At 56.1% G+C, this 15,879-nt stretch carries 15 protein-coding genes; 11 read left to right on the top strand and 4 right to left on the bottom strand.

All coding sequences use genetic code 11. The annotated features are described in order from the left end of the window. The first annotated feature begins 143 nt into the window (after positions 1–143). On the top strand, positions 144–2,423 hold the full coding sequence (gene maeB / locus ACE38U_RS04210; protein WP_176983098.1) for an NADP-dependent oxaloacetate-decarboxylating malate dehydrogenase: 2,280 nt from the start codon (positions 144–146) through the stop codon (positions 2,421–2,423). A 759-nt stretch (positions 2,424–3,182) separates the two neighbouring features. On the opposite strand, the gene hemF is transcribed toward maeB, so the two are convergent. Continuing rightward, entirely contained in the window at positions 3,183–4,088 is a 906-nt protein-coding gene (gene hemF / locus ACE38U_RS04205) for an oxygen-dependent coproporphyrinogen oxidase (protein WP_038480397.1), read from the bottom strand. 5 nt (positions 4,089–4,093) lie between these two features. Further along, entirely contained in the window at positions 4,094–4,966 is an 873-nt protein-coding gene (gene amiA / locus ACE38U_RS04200) for an N-acetylmuramoyl-L-alanine amidase AmiA (protein WP_038480400.1), read from the bottom strand. Positions 4,967–5,182: 216 nt separating this feature from the next. On the opposite strand from amiA, the gene ACE38U_RS04195 reads away from it, so the two are divergent. The 10 genes from ACE38U_RS04195 to pdxK all read left to right on the top strand — a co-directional run bounded on the left by ACE38U_RS04195 (position 5,183) and on the right by pdxK (position 13,536). Further along, entirely contained in the window at positions 5,183–5,608 is a 426-nt protein-coding gene (locus tag ACE38U_RS04195) for a GNAT family acetyltransferase (RefSeq protein ID WP_008459564.1), read from the top strand. A 20-nt stretch (positions 5,609–5,628) separates the two neighbouring features. Continuing rightward, the gene (locus ACE38U_RS04190) at positions 5,629–6,066 is read left to right on the top strand and encodes a DUF2919 domain-containing protein (protein WP_038480403.1); all 438 of its coding nucleotides are present in this window, start codon (positions 5,629–5,631) and stop codon (positions 6,064–6,066) included. Between the two features lie 64 nt (positions 6,067–6,130). Continuing rightward, positions 6,131–6,706, top strand: coding sequence for an RpoE-regulated lipoprotein (locus ACE38U_RS04185; protein ID WP_038480405.1), 576 nt, complete (start codon positions 6,131–6,133; stop codon positions 6,704–6,706). Between the two features lie 119 nt (positions 6,707–6,825). Then, positions 6,826–7,725, top strand: coding sequence for a Dyp-type peroxidase (locus ACE38U_RS04180; protein ID WP_038480408.1), 900 nt, complete (start codon positions 6,826–6,828; stop codon positions 7,723–7,725). 157 nt (positions 7,726–7,882) lie between these two features. After that, positions 7,883–8,899, top strand: coding sequence for a sulfate ABC transporter substrate-binding protein (locus ACE38U_RS04175; RefSeq protein ID WP_176983331.1), 1,017 nt, complete (start codon positions 7,883–7,885; stop codon positions 8,897–8,899). Continuing rightward, positions 8,899–9,732 carry a sulfate/thiosulfate ABC transporter permease CysT gene (cysT, locus tag ACE38U_RS04170; protein ID WP_038480414.1) on the top strand — a complete coding sequence of 278 codons (834 nt, stop codon included), beginning with the start codon at positions 8,899–8,901 and terminating at the stop codon, positions 9,730–9,732. The genes ACE38U_RS04175 and cysT overlap by 1 nt, the downstream gene beginning before the upstream one ends. Then, the gene (cysW, locus tag ACE38U_RS04165) at positions 9,732–10,607 is read left to right on the top strand and encodes a sulfate/thiosulfate ABC transporter permease CysW (protein ID WP_176983330.1); all 876 of its coding nucleotides are present in this window, start codon (positions 9,732–9,734) and stop codon (positions 10,605–10,607) included. Before cysT ends, cysW begins: the two co-directional genes overlap by 1 nt. Continuing rightward, positions 10,597–11,682 (top strand): sulfate/thiosulfate ABC transporter ATP-binding protein CysA, encoded by a 1,086-nt coding sequence (gene cysA, locus ACE38U_RS04160; protein WP_176983329.1) that lies wholly within the window; start codon positions 10,597–10,599, stop codon positions 11,680–11,682. The genes cysW and cysA overlap by 11 nt, the downstream gene beginning before the upstream one ends. 71 nt (positions 11,683–11,753) lie before the next feature. Next, positions 11,754–12,665 carry a cysteine synthase CysM gene (gene cysM, locus ACE38U_RS04155; RefSeq protein WP_038483286.1) on the top strand — a complete coding sequence of 304 codons (912 nt, stop codon included), beginning with the start codon at positions 11,754–11,756 and terminating at the stop codon, positions 12,663–12,665. A 19-nt stretch (positions 12,666–12,684) separates the two neighbouring features. After that, on the top strand, positions 12,685–13,536 hold the full coding sequence (gene pdxK, locus ACE38U_RS04150; protein ID WP_375529219.1) for a pyridoxine/pyridoxal/pyridoxamine kinase: 852 nt from the start codon (positions 12,685–12,687) through the stop codon (positions 13,534–13,536). 51 nt (positions 13,537–13,587) lie between these two features. Here the strand turns inward: pdxK and crr are convergent, their stop codons facing one another. Both crr and ptsI read right to left on the bottom strand, forming a co-directional pair. Further along, a complete protein-coding gene (gene crr / locus ACE38U_RS04145; RefSeq protein WP_008459580.1) occupies positions 13,588–14,091 on the bottom strand; it encodes a PTS glucose transporter subunit IIA in 504 nt (167 codons plus the stop codon). Positions 14,092–14,134: 43 nt separating this feature from the next. Further along, the gene (ptsI, locus tag ACE38U_RS04140; protein ID WP_038480424.1) at positions 14,135–15,862 is read right to left on the bottom strand and encodes a phosphoenolpyruvate-protein phosphotransferase PtsI; all 1,728 of its coding nucleotides are present in this window, start codon (positions 15,860–15,862) and stop codon (positions 14,135–14,137) included. Positions 15,863–15,879: the final 17 nt, after the last annotated feature.

The following is a 15,879-nucleotide window of genomic DNA, read 5'->3' as shown; positions in this document are numbered from 1 at the left end:
CCGCTAACATTGGTTCTATAGTTAGCTAACAATAATTACGCCTAATCTTAATAGTATGGCTACCTTCAAAGTTTGCGAAACGTGCCCGCGGGATACTACGTGGCTGACGTAACAATAAAGAAGAGCCAAAAAGGAACGATGCAATGGATGAACAACTGAAGCAAAGTGCCCTCGATTTCCATGAATTTCCGATCCCGGGGAAAATCCAGGTTTCTCCGACCAAACCGCTGGCCACCCAGCGCGACCTGGCGCTGGCGTACTCACCTGGCGTAGCGGCACCTTGCCTTGAAATTGAAAAGGACCCGCTCGCCGCCTACAAGTACACCGCGCGTGGCAACCTCGTTGGTGTCGTCTCGAACGGCACCGCGGTGCTGGGGTTAGGCAACATCGGCGCGCTGGCGGGCAAGCCGGTGATGGAAGGCAAGGGCGTTCTGTTTAAAAAATTTGCCGGTATCGACGTCTTCGATATCGAAATTGATGAGATGGATCCGGACAAGCTGGTCGACATTGTTGCCGCGCTGGAGCCAACCTTTGGCGGCATCAACCTGGAAGATATCAAAGCGCCTGAGTGCTTCTACATCGAGCAGAAGCTGCGCGAGCGGATGAACATTCCGGTATTCCACGACGACCAGCACGGCACCGCGATTATTTGTACCGCGGCGGTGCTTAACGGCCTGCGCGTAGTGGAAAAGAACATTTCCGACGTGCGGCTGGTGGTATCAGGCGCGGGAGCTTCCGCTATCGCCTGTATGAACCTGCTGGTTGCGCTGGGCATGCAGAAACACAACATCGTGGTCTGCGACTCGAAGGGCGTTATCTATAAAGGCCGCGAAGAGAACATGGCGGAAACCAAAGCCGCCTATGCCGTGGAAGACAGCGGCAAGCGCACGCTGGACGACGTGATTGAGGGCGCGGATATCTTCCTCGGCTGCTCCGGCCCGAAAGTGCTGACCCAGGATATGGTGAAGAAGATGGGCAAGGCGCCGCTGATTCTGGCGCTGGCTAACCCTGAGCCTGAAATTCTGCCGCCGCTGGCAAAAGAAGTGCGCCCTGAAGCGATCATCTGTACCGGCCGTTCTGACTACCCGAACCAGGTGAACAACGTGCTGTGCTTCCCGTTCATCTTCCGTGGCGCGCTGGACGTTGGCGCGACGGCGATTAACGAAGAGATGAAGCTGGCTGCGGTTCACGCGATTGCCGAGCTGGCTCACGCCGAGCAGAGCGACGTTGTCGCCTCCGCCTACGGCGAGCAGGAGCTGACGTTTGGCCCGGAATACATCATTCCTAAGCCTTTTGATCCACGTCTGATCGTCAAGATTGCACCGGCTGTGGCGAAGGCGGCGATGGACTCTGGCGTGGCCACACGTCCTATTCAGGATTTCAACGCCTACAGCGAGAAGCTGGAAGAGTTTGTCTACAAAACAAACCTGTTTATGAAGCCTATTTTCTCCCAGGCGCGCAAAGAGCCGAAGCGCGTGGTGTTAAGCGAAGGGGAAGAAGCTCGCGTGCTGCACGCGACGCAGGAACTCATCACCCTGGGGCTGGCGAAACCAATCCTGATTGGTCGCCCAAGCGTTATCGAAATGCGCATCAAAAAGCTGGGGCTGCAAATTCAGCCGGGCAAAGATTTTGAGATCGTGAACAACGAATCCGATCCGCGCTTTAAAGAGTACTGGCACGAGTACTACAACATCATGAAACGCCGGGGGATCACCCAGGAACAGGCGCAGCGCGCGGTGATCAGCAACACCACGGTGATCGGGGCGATCATGGTGCATCGCGGCGAGGCGGATGCCCTGATTTGCGGGACTATCGGCGAGTACCACGAGCACTTTGACGTGGTCGAGAAGCTGTTCGGCTACCGCGAAGGCGTGAAAGCGGCCGGGGCAATGAACGCGCTGCTGCTGCCGAGCGGCAACACCTTTATCGCCGACACCTACGTGAACGATGACCCAACGCCGGAAGAGCTGACGGAAATCACCCTGCTGGCGGCGGAAACGGTGCGCCGCTTCGGCATTGAGCCGAAGGTTGCGCTGCTGTCCCACTCCAACTACGGCTCATCGAACAGCAAAGCGGCCTGCAAAATGCGCCAAACTCTGGAACTGGTTCGCGAGCGCGCGCCGGAGCTGGAAATTGACGGAGAGATGCACGGGGACGCGGCGCTGGTCGAAAGTATCCGTCATGAGCGCATGCCGGACAGCCCGCTGAAAGGTTCGGCCAACATTCTGATCATGCCGAACGTTGAGGCCGCGCGCATCAGCTATAACCTGCTGCGTGTTTCAAGCTCTGAAGGGGTAACCGTTGGGCCGGTGCTGATGGGCGTGGCGAAGCCTGTTCACGTGCTGACGCCGATTGCTTCTGTACGCCGTATCGTGAATATGGTGGCGCTGGCGGTCGTGGAGGCGCAAACCGCACCGCTGTAATTGAGCTTCGCTTCACCCCGACAACGGGGTGAAGCGAGCACTAATGCTCCCCTCTCCCTCAGCTGCCTCTTAGTCACATTTTCCTTTCAAATCTTCCGGGAGATATCTTTCTCTCCGCAGTCATTCCGTTCACCCGTAAATCAGTTTCCCCCTGCACGTTCAGAGTACGGTGAACGTGTCCGGGGGATAACGCCATCCCCCGGACAGCCCCGGCGCCCGGCGAGCTCATCGCCGCTGAAGCGGTAAACCCACCGGCTATCACCCAAACATTTGGGGTCGTTCGCGATTCGTTCCCGACGATCGCTCTCTTTCGCTGCTCCCGGCAGCTCAACCCCGCCTGAGTTGGGTCATAACCGGGGGCGATGAGAGCCGGGAACAAGGGCGAGGCTGTGGGACTTGCAGCAACTTTATGTTCAGCATGGCTATGAGCTTGAAGCGAGGCTCGGTTCCGGCTTAAATCGCCTCGGTTTTCTCTCCGACTGGCCAGGGTCCGGGCGTCGGGAACGGCCGGAGGCTGAGAGCGTCGGGAACGCATCTCAGGCGACCCAGGACTGGGAGATAAAACGGAGGTTTACCGCTTGCGGCGATTTATTTGGCCGGGAGTCCGGGGTCTCGGGGAAGTGACGGTGACTTCCCCGAGTCGTTCACCGCTTCGGTGATGACAGATAAAGCAGGACTGGAAGTGAACGGGACCTTAGCCGATCCTACATAACCAAGTTTGTGACTAAGAGACCGCCCCTTAGGGTGAGGGTAAAAAAGCTACACCCACTCCTTCACCGGCAGGAAATCACGATACAGGGCAGCCTCCGGGCTGCCTTCTTCCGGCTGGTAGTCATACTCCCAGCGCACCAGCGGCGGCATCGACATTAAAATCGATTCTGTTCTCCCGCCGGTTTGCAGGCCAAACAGCGTGCCGCGATCCCACACCAGGTTAAATTCTACATAGCGCCCACGGCGGTAAAGCTGGAAGTCGCGCTCGCGCTCGCCAAACGACGTCTCTTTGCGGCGTTCAACAATCGGCAGATAAGCGTCCAGATACCCTTGCCCCACGGCCTGAATAAAACGGAAGCCATAGTCGAAGCCTGGCTTATTCAGATCGTCGAAGAACAGCCCGCCAATGCCGCGCTGCTCGTTGCGATGTTTGATGAAGAAGTAGTCATCACACCACTTTTTATAGCGCGGGAAAACGTCTTCGCCAAACGGCTGACACAGGTCACGTGCCGTGCGGTGCCAGTGAACCGCATCTTCTTCAAAGCCGTAATAAGGCGTCAGGTCGAAGCCGCCGCCGAACCACCACACGGGCTCGGCCCCCGGCTTTTCAGCAATAAAGAAGCGCACGTTGGCGTGGCTGGTTGGCACATACGGGTTGTTCGGGTGCACCACCAGAGAAACGCCCATGGCCTGAAAACTTCTTCCCGCCAGCTCCGGGCGGTGAGCCGTGGCTGACGCAGGCATGGCATCGCCATGCACGTGGGAGAAGTTTACGCCAGCCTGTTCAAACACCGCGCCGCCGCGCAGAACACGGCTTCGCCCGCCGCCGCCGCCTTCGCGCTGCCAGTTATCCTCCTGGAAGGCGGAGCCATCAAGGGCGGAAAGCTGTTGGCAGATGGTGTCCTGCAGGGAAAGCAGGAACTGTTTTACGGCGTGGATATCGGGCTGAGTCATAAAAATTAACGCTTCTTACCGTGGACTTTGTGGTTATCAAACCAGTTGAAATAGCTCATCACGCCGGAGGCAATGGCTGTGGCAATTTTCTGGCGGAAGGCCGTGGTGCCGAGCAGCTTTTCCTCGCCGGGGTTGGTGATGAACGAGGTTTCCACCAGCACCGAAGGAATAGACGGAGACTTCAACACCACGAAGGCGGCCTGCTCGGTGCTGCGGCTGTGCAGCTTATGCACCGGCTTAATCTGCTTCAGAATGTGTGAGCCGAGCGTGAGGCTGTTTTTAATGGTGTCGGTCTGGACCAAATCAAACAGAACCTGCTGCAGGTAGTGATCTTTGTCTTTCACTTTGCTGCCCGCCACGTCATCCGCGGCGTTCTCTTTGTCGGAAAGATATTTTGCCATGGCGCTACTTGCGCCTCGGTTGGAAAGAGCAAAGACCGATGCGCCCGCGGCGGTTGGGCTGGTGAAACCATCCGCGTGGATAGACATAAACAGGTCAGCACCGTGCTTGTGGGCTATTTCTACCCGGTCGTACAGCGGAATAAATTCGTCCGTTGTGCGGGTCAGCCTGGCGTCTATTCCGTTGCTGCGCAGAATGCTGCGTACGTTCTTGGCGATGGCCAGGACCACGTGTTTTTCTTTCGACCCGCCGTGGCCGATAGCCCCGGTGTCGATGCCGCCGTGGCCCGGGTCGAGCATCACAATGCGCTTCGCCCCGGATTTTTTAGCCACTTTGCTGTGGGAATTAGTGGTTTTCAGCGTTTTGGCTTCTTCCTTTGCCAGCGCTTTGTTCATACCGGTTAGCGTTAACGCCGCTAAACCCGTGAGCAGGACCTGGCGGCGCGTCGTAAGTTGCGTTAGCGATTTAATTTTGCTCATGCGGATGAATTATTTATCTTATGGAGTCCAGATGGGAAGTTATAACGTATCGGCACCAGGCAAACGACACTCTGGAGTCAGAAATGTATATCCATTCGTTTCATTTCGTGACTGGTCGGAGATTATGCCATTTTTTTCGCGCTTTTGCGGCAGTTATTGGCTTAACGGACGGTTAACGCCATAATCAACCTTTTACGGCTTAAGGTGGCTAATACCATGGAAATTCGCGTTTTTCGCCAGGAAGATTTCGAAGAGGTCATCACCCTTTGGGAGCGCTGCGATTTACTGCGCCCATGGAATGACCCTGAAATGGACATTGAACGTAAGCTGCACCACGATGCGGATCTGTTTCTGGTCGCGGAAGTGGGCGGCGAAATCGTCGGCTCGCTGATGGGCGGCTATGACGGGCATCGTGGCTCTGCTTATTACCTGGGCGTGCATCCGGAGTTTCGGGGCCGGGGCATTGCTAACGCGTTGCTAAACCGGCTGGAAAAGAAGCTGATTGCCCGTGGCTGCCCGAAAATCCACATCATGGTGCGCGAAGAGAACGATCTGGTTATCGGCCTCTATGAAAAGCTCGACTATGAGCACCAGGACACCATTTTGCTCGGCAAGCGGCTGATTGAAGATCAGGAATATTAATTTTCAGATGTGTTTATGCCATGTATCCGCCTGCTGATTACGACTCACAAGGCAACCTAAAAGCACCGCTGCTGTTCTGGGCGGTGTTGTTATTACAGGCCCGTACCTGGGTTTTGCTGGTGCTTGCCGGGGCTTCTCGTCAACAGGGCGACGCGCTACTGGGCCTGTTTTATCCCGATCGAGATAATTTCTGGCTAGGGCTGATCCCCGGCATTCCGGCCGCTTTGGCCTTTATGCTCAGCGGGCGACGCCACCTGTGGCCGGGATTCTGGCGGGCGTTCCGCTGGCTGCTGGTCGCCGCTCAGGTTGGGCTGCTGGTATGGCAGCTTGCGTTACTGGCCGGGGACGAAGCGCTGACCGGCACCACAATTGTTTTGCTGGCGGCCGATCTTTTTGCGCTCTGGTGGCTGCTGGCTAACCGCCGGCTGCGGGATTACTTTGCCCTGAAAAACGATTAAGGCGGCACTTTTTACCTTCCCCGGACTCCAAAGGCCGTTACCATTTTTTGAAAAGGAATCATCAATGAAATCTCTGCGCCTGATGCTGTTAGGCCTGCCGCTGGTTCTGAGCGGCTGTTCCACGCTGTCTGCCGTTAACTGGTCTTCCGCTTATCCGTGGAACTGGTTTGGATCTTCCGTTGAAGTGAGCGAGCAGGGCGTGGGCAAACTGACCTCCGCTACCGCGATGGATGAGAAGGCCGTGAGCGAGGGATTAAACGATAACTATCGCCTGCGCAGCGGCATGAAAACCGAAAATGGCACCATCGTGCGTTACTTTGAGGCGATGAAAGACAAAGACGTCAAGCTGGTGGTGAACGGCGAAAAAGGCAGCGTCAGTCAGGTTGATGTCATGGATGAGGACGTTAAAACCGCCAGCGGCGTAAAAATTGGCACGCCTTTCAGCGACCTTTATGACAAAGCGTTCGGGGCCTGCGAAAAGGGCACCGGCGACGATGCGGAAGGGGTTATCTGTCAGGCACCGAACAGCCAGCATATTAGCTACCTGTTTAAGGGCGAGTGGCACGGGCCGGAAGGGTTAATGCCGTCGGATGATACGCTGAAGAAATGGACGCTTAACAAAATTATCTGGCGTCGATAAAATTTGCGCCGCCGCAAGTCGGCGTGAATGAATCAGGTTAAAATAGCCCGATAAATGCCACCGTCTGGTGGCATCATATTTATGTGCCACCAGACGGTGGCATTTTTTCAGGAGGAATCATGTCTCGGGTTCAAAGCGGCATTCTGCCGGAACATTGTCGTGCCGCCGTTTGGCTGGAAGCTTCTGTCCAGGGCGACTTCAGCGCGCTGAGCGCAGGGTGCAAAACCTTTATTGATGCGCTGAATGCTTTCCAGGAAAAATTCCCTGACGCAATGCTCGGGGCCACCATCGGTTTCGGGCACGATCTGTGGCGTGACCTCAGCAAAGGCGAAGGTGCCGCAGAGCTGAAAAACTTTACGCCATTGGGCAAAGGCCTGGCGCCAGCTACCCAGCACGATGTGATGATCCACATTCTTTCTCTGCGCCATGACGTGAACTTCTCCGTGGCTCAGGCCGCGCTGGCCGCGTTCGGCGATGCGCTGAAAATTGAAGAAGAGATTCACGGCTTCCGCTGGGTGGAAGAGCGCGATCTGAGCGGCTTTGTGGACGGAACCGAAAACCCAAAAGGTGAAGAAAATCGCCGCCTGGTTGCCGTTATCAACGAAGGCGTGGATGCCGGCGGCAGCTACGTGCTGGTGCAGCGTTGGGAACATAACCTGAAGCAGCTTAATCGCCTGAGCGTCCACGACCAGGAGATGATCTTTGGCCGCACCAAACAGGAAAACGAAGAGATCGACGGCGACGCGCGTCCGGCCACTTCTCACCTGAGCCGCGTCGATCTGAAAGAAGACGGCAAAGGATTGAAGATTGTGCGCCAGAGCCTGCCTTACGGCACCGCCAGCGGCGTGCACGGCCTCTATTTCATCGCCTATTGCGCGCGTCTGCATAACATTGAGCAGCAGCTGCTGAGCATGTTCGGCGACACAGACGGCAAGCGCGACGGTATGCTGCGCTTCACTAAGCCGGTCACCGGCGGCTACTACTTCGCGCCTTCGCTCGATAAATTACTGAGCCTGTAATCCCCTCCGGCGTAGCGTTTGCTACGCCGCTTTCTTATATCCCTTTCTTCTTGTAAATCGCCAAACGGTATATAAAAGCGTTACAGCTTTATCGCTCGTTATAAATACACTGAACGTCAGTTAATCATGACTATCATCACATTTATAAGGGCGAAGCATGGCAATCAGGTCAGTCAAAAAAGTATGGAACGCGCTCGCTGTCTCTTTGCTGCTGGCAGGCTCTGCCCATGCAACAGAGCTGCTGAATAGCTCTTATGATGTGTCGCGTGAGCTTTTTGCCGCGCTAAACCCGCCGTTTGAGAAACAGTGGGCGCAGGAAAATAACGGCGATAAGCTGACGATAAAACAATCTCATGCCGGGTCATCAAAACAGGCGCTGGCGATTTTGCAGGGCTTAAAAGCCGACGTTGTAACTTATAACCAGGTGACCGATGTGCAGATCCTGCACGATAAAGGCAACCTGATCCCGGCTGACTGGCAAAGCCGTCTGGGGAACAACAGCTCGCCTTTCTACTCCACCATGGCTTTCCTGGTGCGCAAGGGCAACCCGAAGAACATCCACGACTGGAGCGACCTGGTGCGCCCCGACGTAAAACTGATTTTCCCAAATCCTAAAACTTCCGGGAACGCCCGATATACCTATCTGGCGGCCTGGGGTGCGGCAGACAAAGCTGACGGCGGCGATAAAGCCAAAACCGAGCAGTTCATGACCCAATTCCTGAAGAACGTCGAAGTGTTTGATACCGGCGGCCGCGGCGCGACGACTTCCTTCGTCGAGCGTGGGCTGGGCGACGTGCTTATCTCTTTTGAGTCAGAAGTGAATAACATTCGCAACCAGTACGCCAAAGACGGTTATGAGGTCGTGGTGCCGAAGGTGAACATCCTGGCCGAATTCCCCGTCGCCTGGGTAGATAAGAACGTAAAGGCCAACGGCACCGAAAAAGCGGCGAAGGATTACCTGAATTATCTCTACAGCCCGCAGGCTCAGACCATCATCACTGACTACTACTACCGCGTGAATAACCCGCAGGTAATGGGCAAGCTGAAAGACAAATTCCCACAGACCGAGCTGTTCCGCGTGGAAGATGCGTTCGGTAGCTGGCCTGACGTGATGAAAACGCATTTCGCTACCGGCGGGGAGCTGGACAAGCTGCTGGCGGCGGGGCGTAGTTGATGTTTGCCAGTCGCTCAAAACGCGTGCTGCCGGGGTTTACGCTTAGCCTCGGCACCAGCCTGCTGTTCGTTTGCCTGATCCTGCTGCTGCCGCTGAGCGCGTTGGTGATGCAGCTGGCACAAATGTCGTTGTCCCAGTACTGGGAAGTTATCACCAATCCGCAGGTGGTCGCCGCCTATAAAGTCACGCTGCTTTCCGCCGCGCTGGCTTCGGTGTTCAACGGCGTATTCGGCCTGTTAATGGCGTGGATCCTGACCCGTTACCAGTTTCCTGGCCGTAGCCTGCTTGATGCGCTGATGGATTTACCGTTTGCATTACCGACCGCAGTGGCAGGTTTAACCCTCGCAGGGCTGTTTTCCGTGAACGGCTGGTACGGCGAGTGGCTGGCGCAGTTCGGCATCAAAGTGACCTACACCTGGCTGGGGATTGCCGTCGCGATGGCTTTTACCAGCATTCCGTTCGTGGTGCGTACCGTTCAGCCCGTGCTGGAAGAGCTGGGGCCAGAATACGAAGAGGCCGCTGAAACGCTCGGCGCTACGCGCTGGCAGAGCTTCCGCCGCGTGGTGCTGCCTGAGCTGTCTCCGGCGCTGATGGCGGGCGTGGCGCTCTCCTTCACCCGCAGCCTGGGTGAATTCGGCGCGGTTATCTTTATCGCCGGAAACATCGCCTGGAAGACCGAGGTGACCTCGCTGATGATCTTCGTGCGCCTGCAAGAGTTTGATTACCCGGCAGCCAGCGCTATTGCCTCGGTTATTCTGGCGGCGTCACTGCTGCTGCTGTTCACCATTAATACGTTGCAGAGTCGCTTTGGTCGGCGCGTGGTAGGTCACTGATGACGGACGTAACTGCTTTGAAAAGCTACAAACGTTCCCGCATTAACTGGGAAAAATGGGCGCTTATCGCCATCGGCGTGCTGGTCTCTTTCCTGATTCTGGTGGTGCCGGTCGCGTCAATTTTTGTGGAGGCCTTTTCCAAAGGGCTGATGCCGGCGCTGCAAAATATCGCTAACCCGGACATGCTGCACGCCATCTGGCTGACGGTGATGATTGCCCTGATTACCGTGCCGGTAAACCTGGTGTTCGGCACGCTGCTTGCCTGGCTGGTGACGCGCTTTAACTTCCCTGGCCGCCAGCTGCTGCTGACGCTGCTGGATATTCCGTTTGCCGTTTCCCCGGTGGTTGCGGGCCTGGTTTACCTGCTTTTTTACGGCTCTAATGGCCCGCTGGCGGGCTTCCTTGACGCTCACAACCTGCAGATTATGTTTGCCTGGCCGGGGATGGTGCTGGTGACTATCTTCGTCACCTGTCCGTTTGTGGTGCGTGAGCTGGTGCCGGTGATGCTAAGCCAGGGCAGCCAGGAAGATGAAGCCGCGATTTTGCTCGGCGCTTCAGGCTGGCAGATGTTCCGCCGCGTGACGCTGCCCAATATCCGCTGGGCGCTGCTTTATGGCGTGGTGCTGACTAACGCCCGCGCTATCGGTGAGTTTGGCGCGGTGTCGGTGGTGTCCGGCTCGATTCGCGGCGAGACGTTCTCGCTGCCGTTACAGATTGAATTGCTGCAACAGGATTACAACACCGTCGGCTCGTTTACCGCCGCCGCGCTGTTAACCCTGATGGCGGTTTTGACGTTGTTCTTAAAGAGTGCAGTGCAGTGGCGCCTGAATAATCAGGAAAAACGCCTGAAGCAGGAGGAAAATCATGAGCATTGATATTGCCAATATTAAGAAGTCTTTTGGACGCACCCAGGTGCTGAACGATATCTCGCTGGATATCCCTTCTGGTCAGATGGTGGCGCTGCTTGGGCCGTCCGGCTCCGGTAAAACCACGCTGCTGCGTATTATTGCCGGGCTGGAGCATCAGAACAGCGGCCGCATTAGCTTTAACGGCACCGACGTGAGCCGCATGCACGCTCGTGACCGTAAAGTGGGCTTCGTGTTTCAGCATTATGCGTTGTTCCGCCATATGTCGGTTTTCGACAACATTGCCTTTGGTTTAACCGTTTTGCCTCGTCGCGAGCGTCCTTCCGCCGCTGGCATCAAGCAGAAGGTCACCAGGCTATTGGAGATGGTGCAGCTTGCCCATCTTGCTGACCGCTACCCGGCGCAGCTTTCCGGCGGGCAGAAGCAGCGCGTGGCCCTGGCGCGAGCGCTGGCGGTTGAGCCACAGATTCTGCTGCTGGACGAGCCGTTTGGCGCGCTGGATGCTCAGGTGCGTAAAGAGCTGCGCCGCTGGCTGCGCGAGCTGCATGAAGAATTAAAGTTCACCAGCGTGTTTGTGACCCACGACCAGGAAGAAGCGATGGAAGTTGCTGACCGCGTGGTGGTGATGAGCCAGGGGAATATCGAGCAGGTGGATACCCCTGAAACCGTCTGGCGTGAACCGGCAACCCGCTTTGTGCTGGAGTTCCTGGGCGAGGTTAATCGCCTGAAGGGCGTGATTCGCGGGAGCCAGTTCCACGTGGGTGCACACCGCTGGCCGCTGGGCTTCACGCCGGCCTATCAGGGCGATGTCGATCTGTTCCTGCGCCCCTGGGAAGTAGACGTAAGCCGCCGTACCAATCTTGATTCGCCGCTGCCGGTGCAGGTGCTGGAAGTCAGCCCGCGCGGGCACTTTATGCAGCTGGTGGTGCAGCCGCTTGGCTGGTATAACGAACCGCTGACGGTGGTTCTGAAAGAGCAGCAAATCCCGCAGCGCGGCGAGCGCCTGTTTGTGGGATTACAAAACGCTCGCCTGTACGAAGGCGTCAACCGTATTCAGGGTGTAGACCTGGCGCAGTCTGCCTGATAATTTACCCCGACAGGACACGCACAGGCGGCCCAATGTGGCCGCTTTTTTCTTTTATTGCGGGCAGGCAAGTGATCACTTTAGAAAGCACAATTGGCAATACTCCTCTGGTTCGACTGCAGCGCAGCGGGCTGACCAACGGCAGCGAAATCTGGGTCAAGCTTGAGGGCAACAACCCCGCTGGCTCGGTAAAAGACCGTGCGGCGCTGTCGATGATTGTTCAGGCGGAAAAGCGCGGGGACATTAAGCCCGGTGACACGCTCATTGAAGCGACCAGCGGCAATACCGGCATCGCGCTGGCGATGATCGCCGCGCTCAAAGGTTACCGCATGAAGCTGCTGATGCCGGACAACATGAGCATGGAACGCAAGGCGGCGATGCAGGCCTACGGCGCAGAGCTGATTCTGGTCAGCAAGGCACAGGGCATGGAAGGCGCGCGAGAGCTGGCCCAGCAGATGGCCGATCGCGGCGAAGGAAAAATTCTCGACCAGTTTAATAACCCGGATAACCCGCTGGCGCATTACGCCACCACCGGGCCGGAAATCTGGCGTCAGACCGAAGGGCGTATAACTCACTTTGTTTCCAGCATGGGCACAACGGGCACGATTACCGGCGTCAGCCGCTTTATGCGCGAGCAAAGCAAGCCGGTGACAATCGTCGGTCTGCAGCCGGAAGAGGGCAGCAGTATTCCGGGCATTCGCCGTTGGCCTGAAGAGTGGCTGCCGAAGATTTTCAACCCTACGCTGGTGGATGAAGTCATCGATATGGCGCAGACGGAAGCCGAGCAGACCATGCGCCGCCTGGCGATGGAAGAGGGGATTTTTTGCGGCGTAAGTTCCGGTGGCGCAGTGGCCGGTGCGTTACGAGTGGCGAAAGCAAATCCAGGAGCCGTGGTAGTGGCGATTATCTGCGACAGGGGTGACCGCTATCTCTCTACCGGCGTGTTTGGCGAGGAAAGCTACGTTCAGGGGGCGGGTATCTGACGCGCCGGAGGAAGGGAAGATGGCTCAGGATAACGATATACAGTCGGTACTGTTTCACGACTCGGGCAGGGCGCTGCAGACCGATATTGTCGCGGTACAGTCTCAGGTGGTTTACGGCAGCGTCGGCAACAGCATCGCGGTACCGGCGATTCAGCAGCACGGCTGGCGGGTGATGGCGGTGCCGACTGTGTTGTTCAGCAATACGCCGCATTACGATACGTTTTACGGCGGCGTGATCCCGGCAGAGTGGTTCCGCGGTTACCTGCGGGCGCTGGAAGAGCGTGACGCCTTACGCGAGCTAAAAGCGGTGACGACCGGTTATATGGGCAGTGCGGAACAGATTCATCTGCTGGCGGACTGGCTGCGTGAAAGGCGCGCAAGCCATCCTGATTTGCTGATCCTCGTCGATCCGGTTATCGGTGATACGGACAGCGGTATTTATGTCAAACCGGGTATTCCCGAAGCTTATCGCACTGATCTGTTGCCGCATGCCCAGGGGCTGACGCCAAATCTTTTTGAGCTACATATTCTGACCGGGATGCCGTGCGACACGCTGGAGCTGGCGGTGATTGCTGCCAGAAGCCTGCTGTCTGACACCCTGCGCTGGGTGGTGATTACCAGTGCGCCGGGGAATAGCGCTGATACGATTTCCGTGGTGACTGTGACCGCCGATGCGGTAGATGTGACCAGCCATGAGCGTGTGGTAACCGACCTGAAGGGAACCGGGGATTTGTTCTGTGCCGAGCTGGTCAGCCGTATTCTGGAAGGGAAGCGGGTTGCGGTGGCGGCAGGTGAGGCGGCGCACAGGGTGTTTGAAGTGATGGCCTGGACCCAGGCTCAGCGCTCGGATGAGCTGATTCTTCCGCGCTAAACGGCGGCCAATAAAAAAGGCACCCTGAGGTGCCTTTTCTCTGCTTGAATCTTACTTCTTGATGCGGATAACCGGGGTTTCGCCAACGGTTACGCTACCAGTCAGTTTGATCAGCTCTTTGATTTCGTCCATGTTGGAGATAACAACCGGCGTCAGGGTAGACTTGGCTTTCTCTTCCAGCAGCGGCAGGTCGAACTCAATAACCACGTCGCCTTTCTTCACGCGCTGGCCTTCTTCAGCGATGCGCTTGAAGCCTTCGCCTTTCAGCTCAACGGTGTCGATACCAAAGTGAACGAACAGCTCAATGCCGCTATCGGATTCGATAGAGAAGGCATGGTTGGTTTCAAAGATTTTACCGATGGTGCCGTCAACCGGTGCAACCATTTTGTTGCCGGTTGGTTTGATAGCAATACCATCACCAACGATTTTTTCAGCAAAAACGACGTCAGGCACGTCTTCAATGTTAACGATTTCGCCAGACAGTGGAGCAACGATCTCAATGGTTCCGGTGTCGCTATTGCCTTTATCACCGAACAGTTTACTAAATAACCCCATTAGCCTTCTCTCCTAAGCAGTAATTTGGGCAGCATCTCGTGAATTAGCAGATTGTTTTTTCTTCAATGAACTTGTTAACCAGCGTCATTAACTCGTCCGTTGTCGGTTGAGCAAGAGCCTGCTCTGCTAACACTTTCGCATCTTCGAAGTTCGTGTTACGAATAATCTTCTTGATACGTGGGATAGAAATGGCGCTCATACTGAATTCGTCCAGGCCCATCCCAAGCAACAGAAGTGTAGCACGTTCGTCGCCCGCAAGCTCACCACACATACCGGTCCATTTACCTTCTGCATGAGAAGCATCAATAACTTGCTTAATCAGAGTCAGTACGGACGGCGACATTGGCTGGTAAAGATGTGAAATCATATCATTACCACGGTCAACTGCCAGGGTGTACTGAGTTAAATCGTTGGTGCCGATGCTGAAGAAGTCAACTTCTTTGGCCAGGTGACGAGCAATCGTCGCTGCCGCAGGCGTTTCAACCATCACGCCGATTTCGATAGATTCATCGAACGCTTTCCCTTCGTCACGCAGTTCCTGTTTGTAGATCTCAATCTCTTTTCTCAGCGCACGCACTTCTTCAACGGAGATGATCATCGGGAACATGATGCGCAGTTTGCCGAAAGCAGAGGCGCGCAGAATGGCACGAACCTGGTCACGCAGGATCTCTTTGCGATCCATGGCGATACGAATTGCACGCCAGCCCAGGAACGGGTTTTCTTCTTTAGGGAAGTTCATGTACGGCAGCTCTTTGTCGCCGCCGATGTCCATGGTGCGGACGATGACCGCCTGAGAGCCACAGGCTTCAGCCACGGCTTTGTACGCGGCAAACTGCTCTTCTTCGGTCGGCAGTGAGTCACGGTCCATGAACAGGAATTCGGTACGATACAGACCTACACCTTCTGCGCCGTTACGCTCAGCACCGTCGATATCACGCACGGTACCAATGTTGGCGCACACTTCGACCTGATGGCCGTCAAGGGTGATAGCCGGTAGGTCCTTCAGCTTGGCCAGCTCTGCTTTTTCAGAGGCAACCTGCTGTTGAACGGCGCGCAGCTCTTCGATCTGCTCGTTGGTCGGGTTAACGTAAACTTTGTTGTTAACCGCATCGAGGATCAGATAGTCGTCGTTTTTCACGTCGGAGGTCACGCTACCGGTGCCCACAATCGCTGGCAGCTCAAGGGAGCGGGCCATGATAGAGGTGTGGGAGGTACGTCCGCCGATGTCGGTGATGAAACCCAGCACCTTTTTCAGGTTCAGCTGTGCGGTTTCAGACGGCGTCAGATCTTTAGCAACCAGGATAACTTCATCCTTAATGGCGCTTAAATCGATAATGTTCAGGCCGAGAATGTTCTGCAGCAGACGCTTACCGATGTCACGCACGTCGGCCGCGCGCTCTTTCAGGTATTCGTCATCCAGCTCTTCGAGAGCCGTGGCCTGGCCTTCAATCACTTCGTACGCAGCAGCGTCCGCCGTGACCAGCTTGTCTTTGATAAGGGCTATGATTTCCTGCTCGAGCTCTTCGTCTTCCAGCAACATAATGTGGCCTTCGAAGATAGCTTCCTTTTCTTCACCGAAGGTCTCGCCAGCTTTAATTTTGATCGCTTCTAACTGCTCGGATGCTTTGGCGCGCCCGCTAATGAAACGTTCAACTTCCTGCTCAACTTTGTCGGCAGAAATCTTCTTCCGGTCGATGACAATTTCATCTTCCTTCAGCAAAAGTGCTTTGCCGAAAGCGATACCCGGGGATGCTAAAATGCCTGAAATCATAACCCTACCTTACTTGT

This window comes from Cedecea selenatireducens, assembly GCF_042138895.1.
GTDB lineage: Bacteria > Pseudomonadota > Gammaproteobacteria > Enterobacterales > Enterobacteriaceae > Cedecea > Cedecea selenatireducens.
This window is presented reverse-complemented; position numbering and strand designations above follow the sequence as displayed.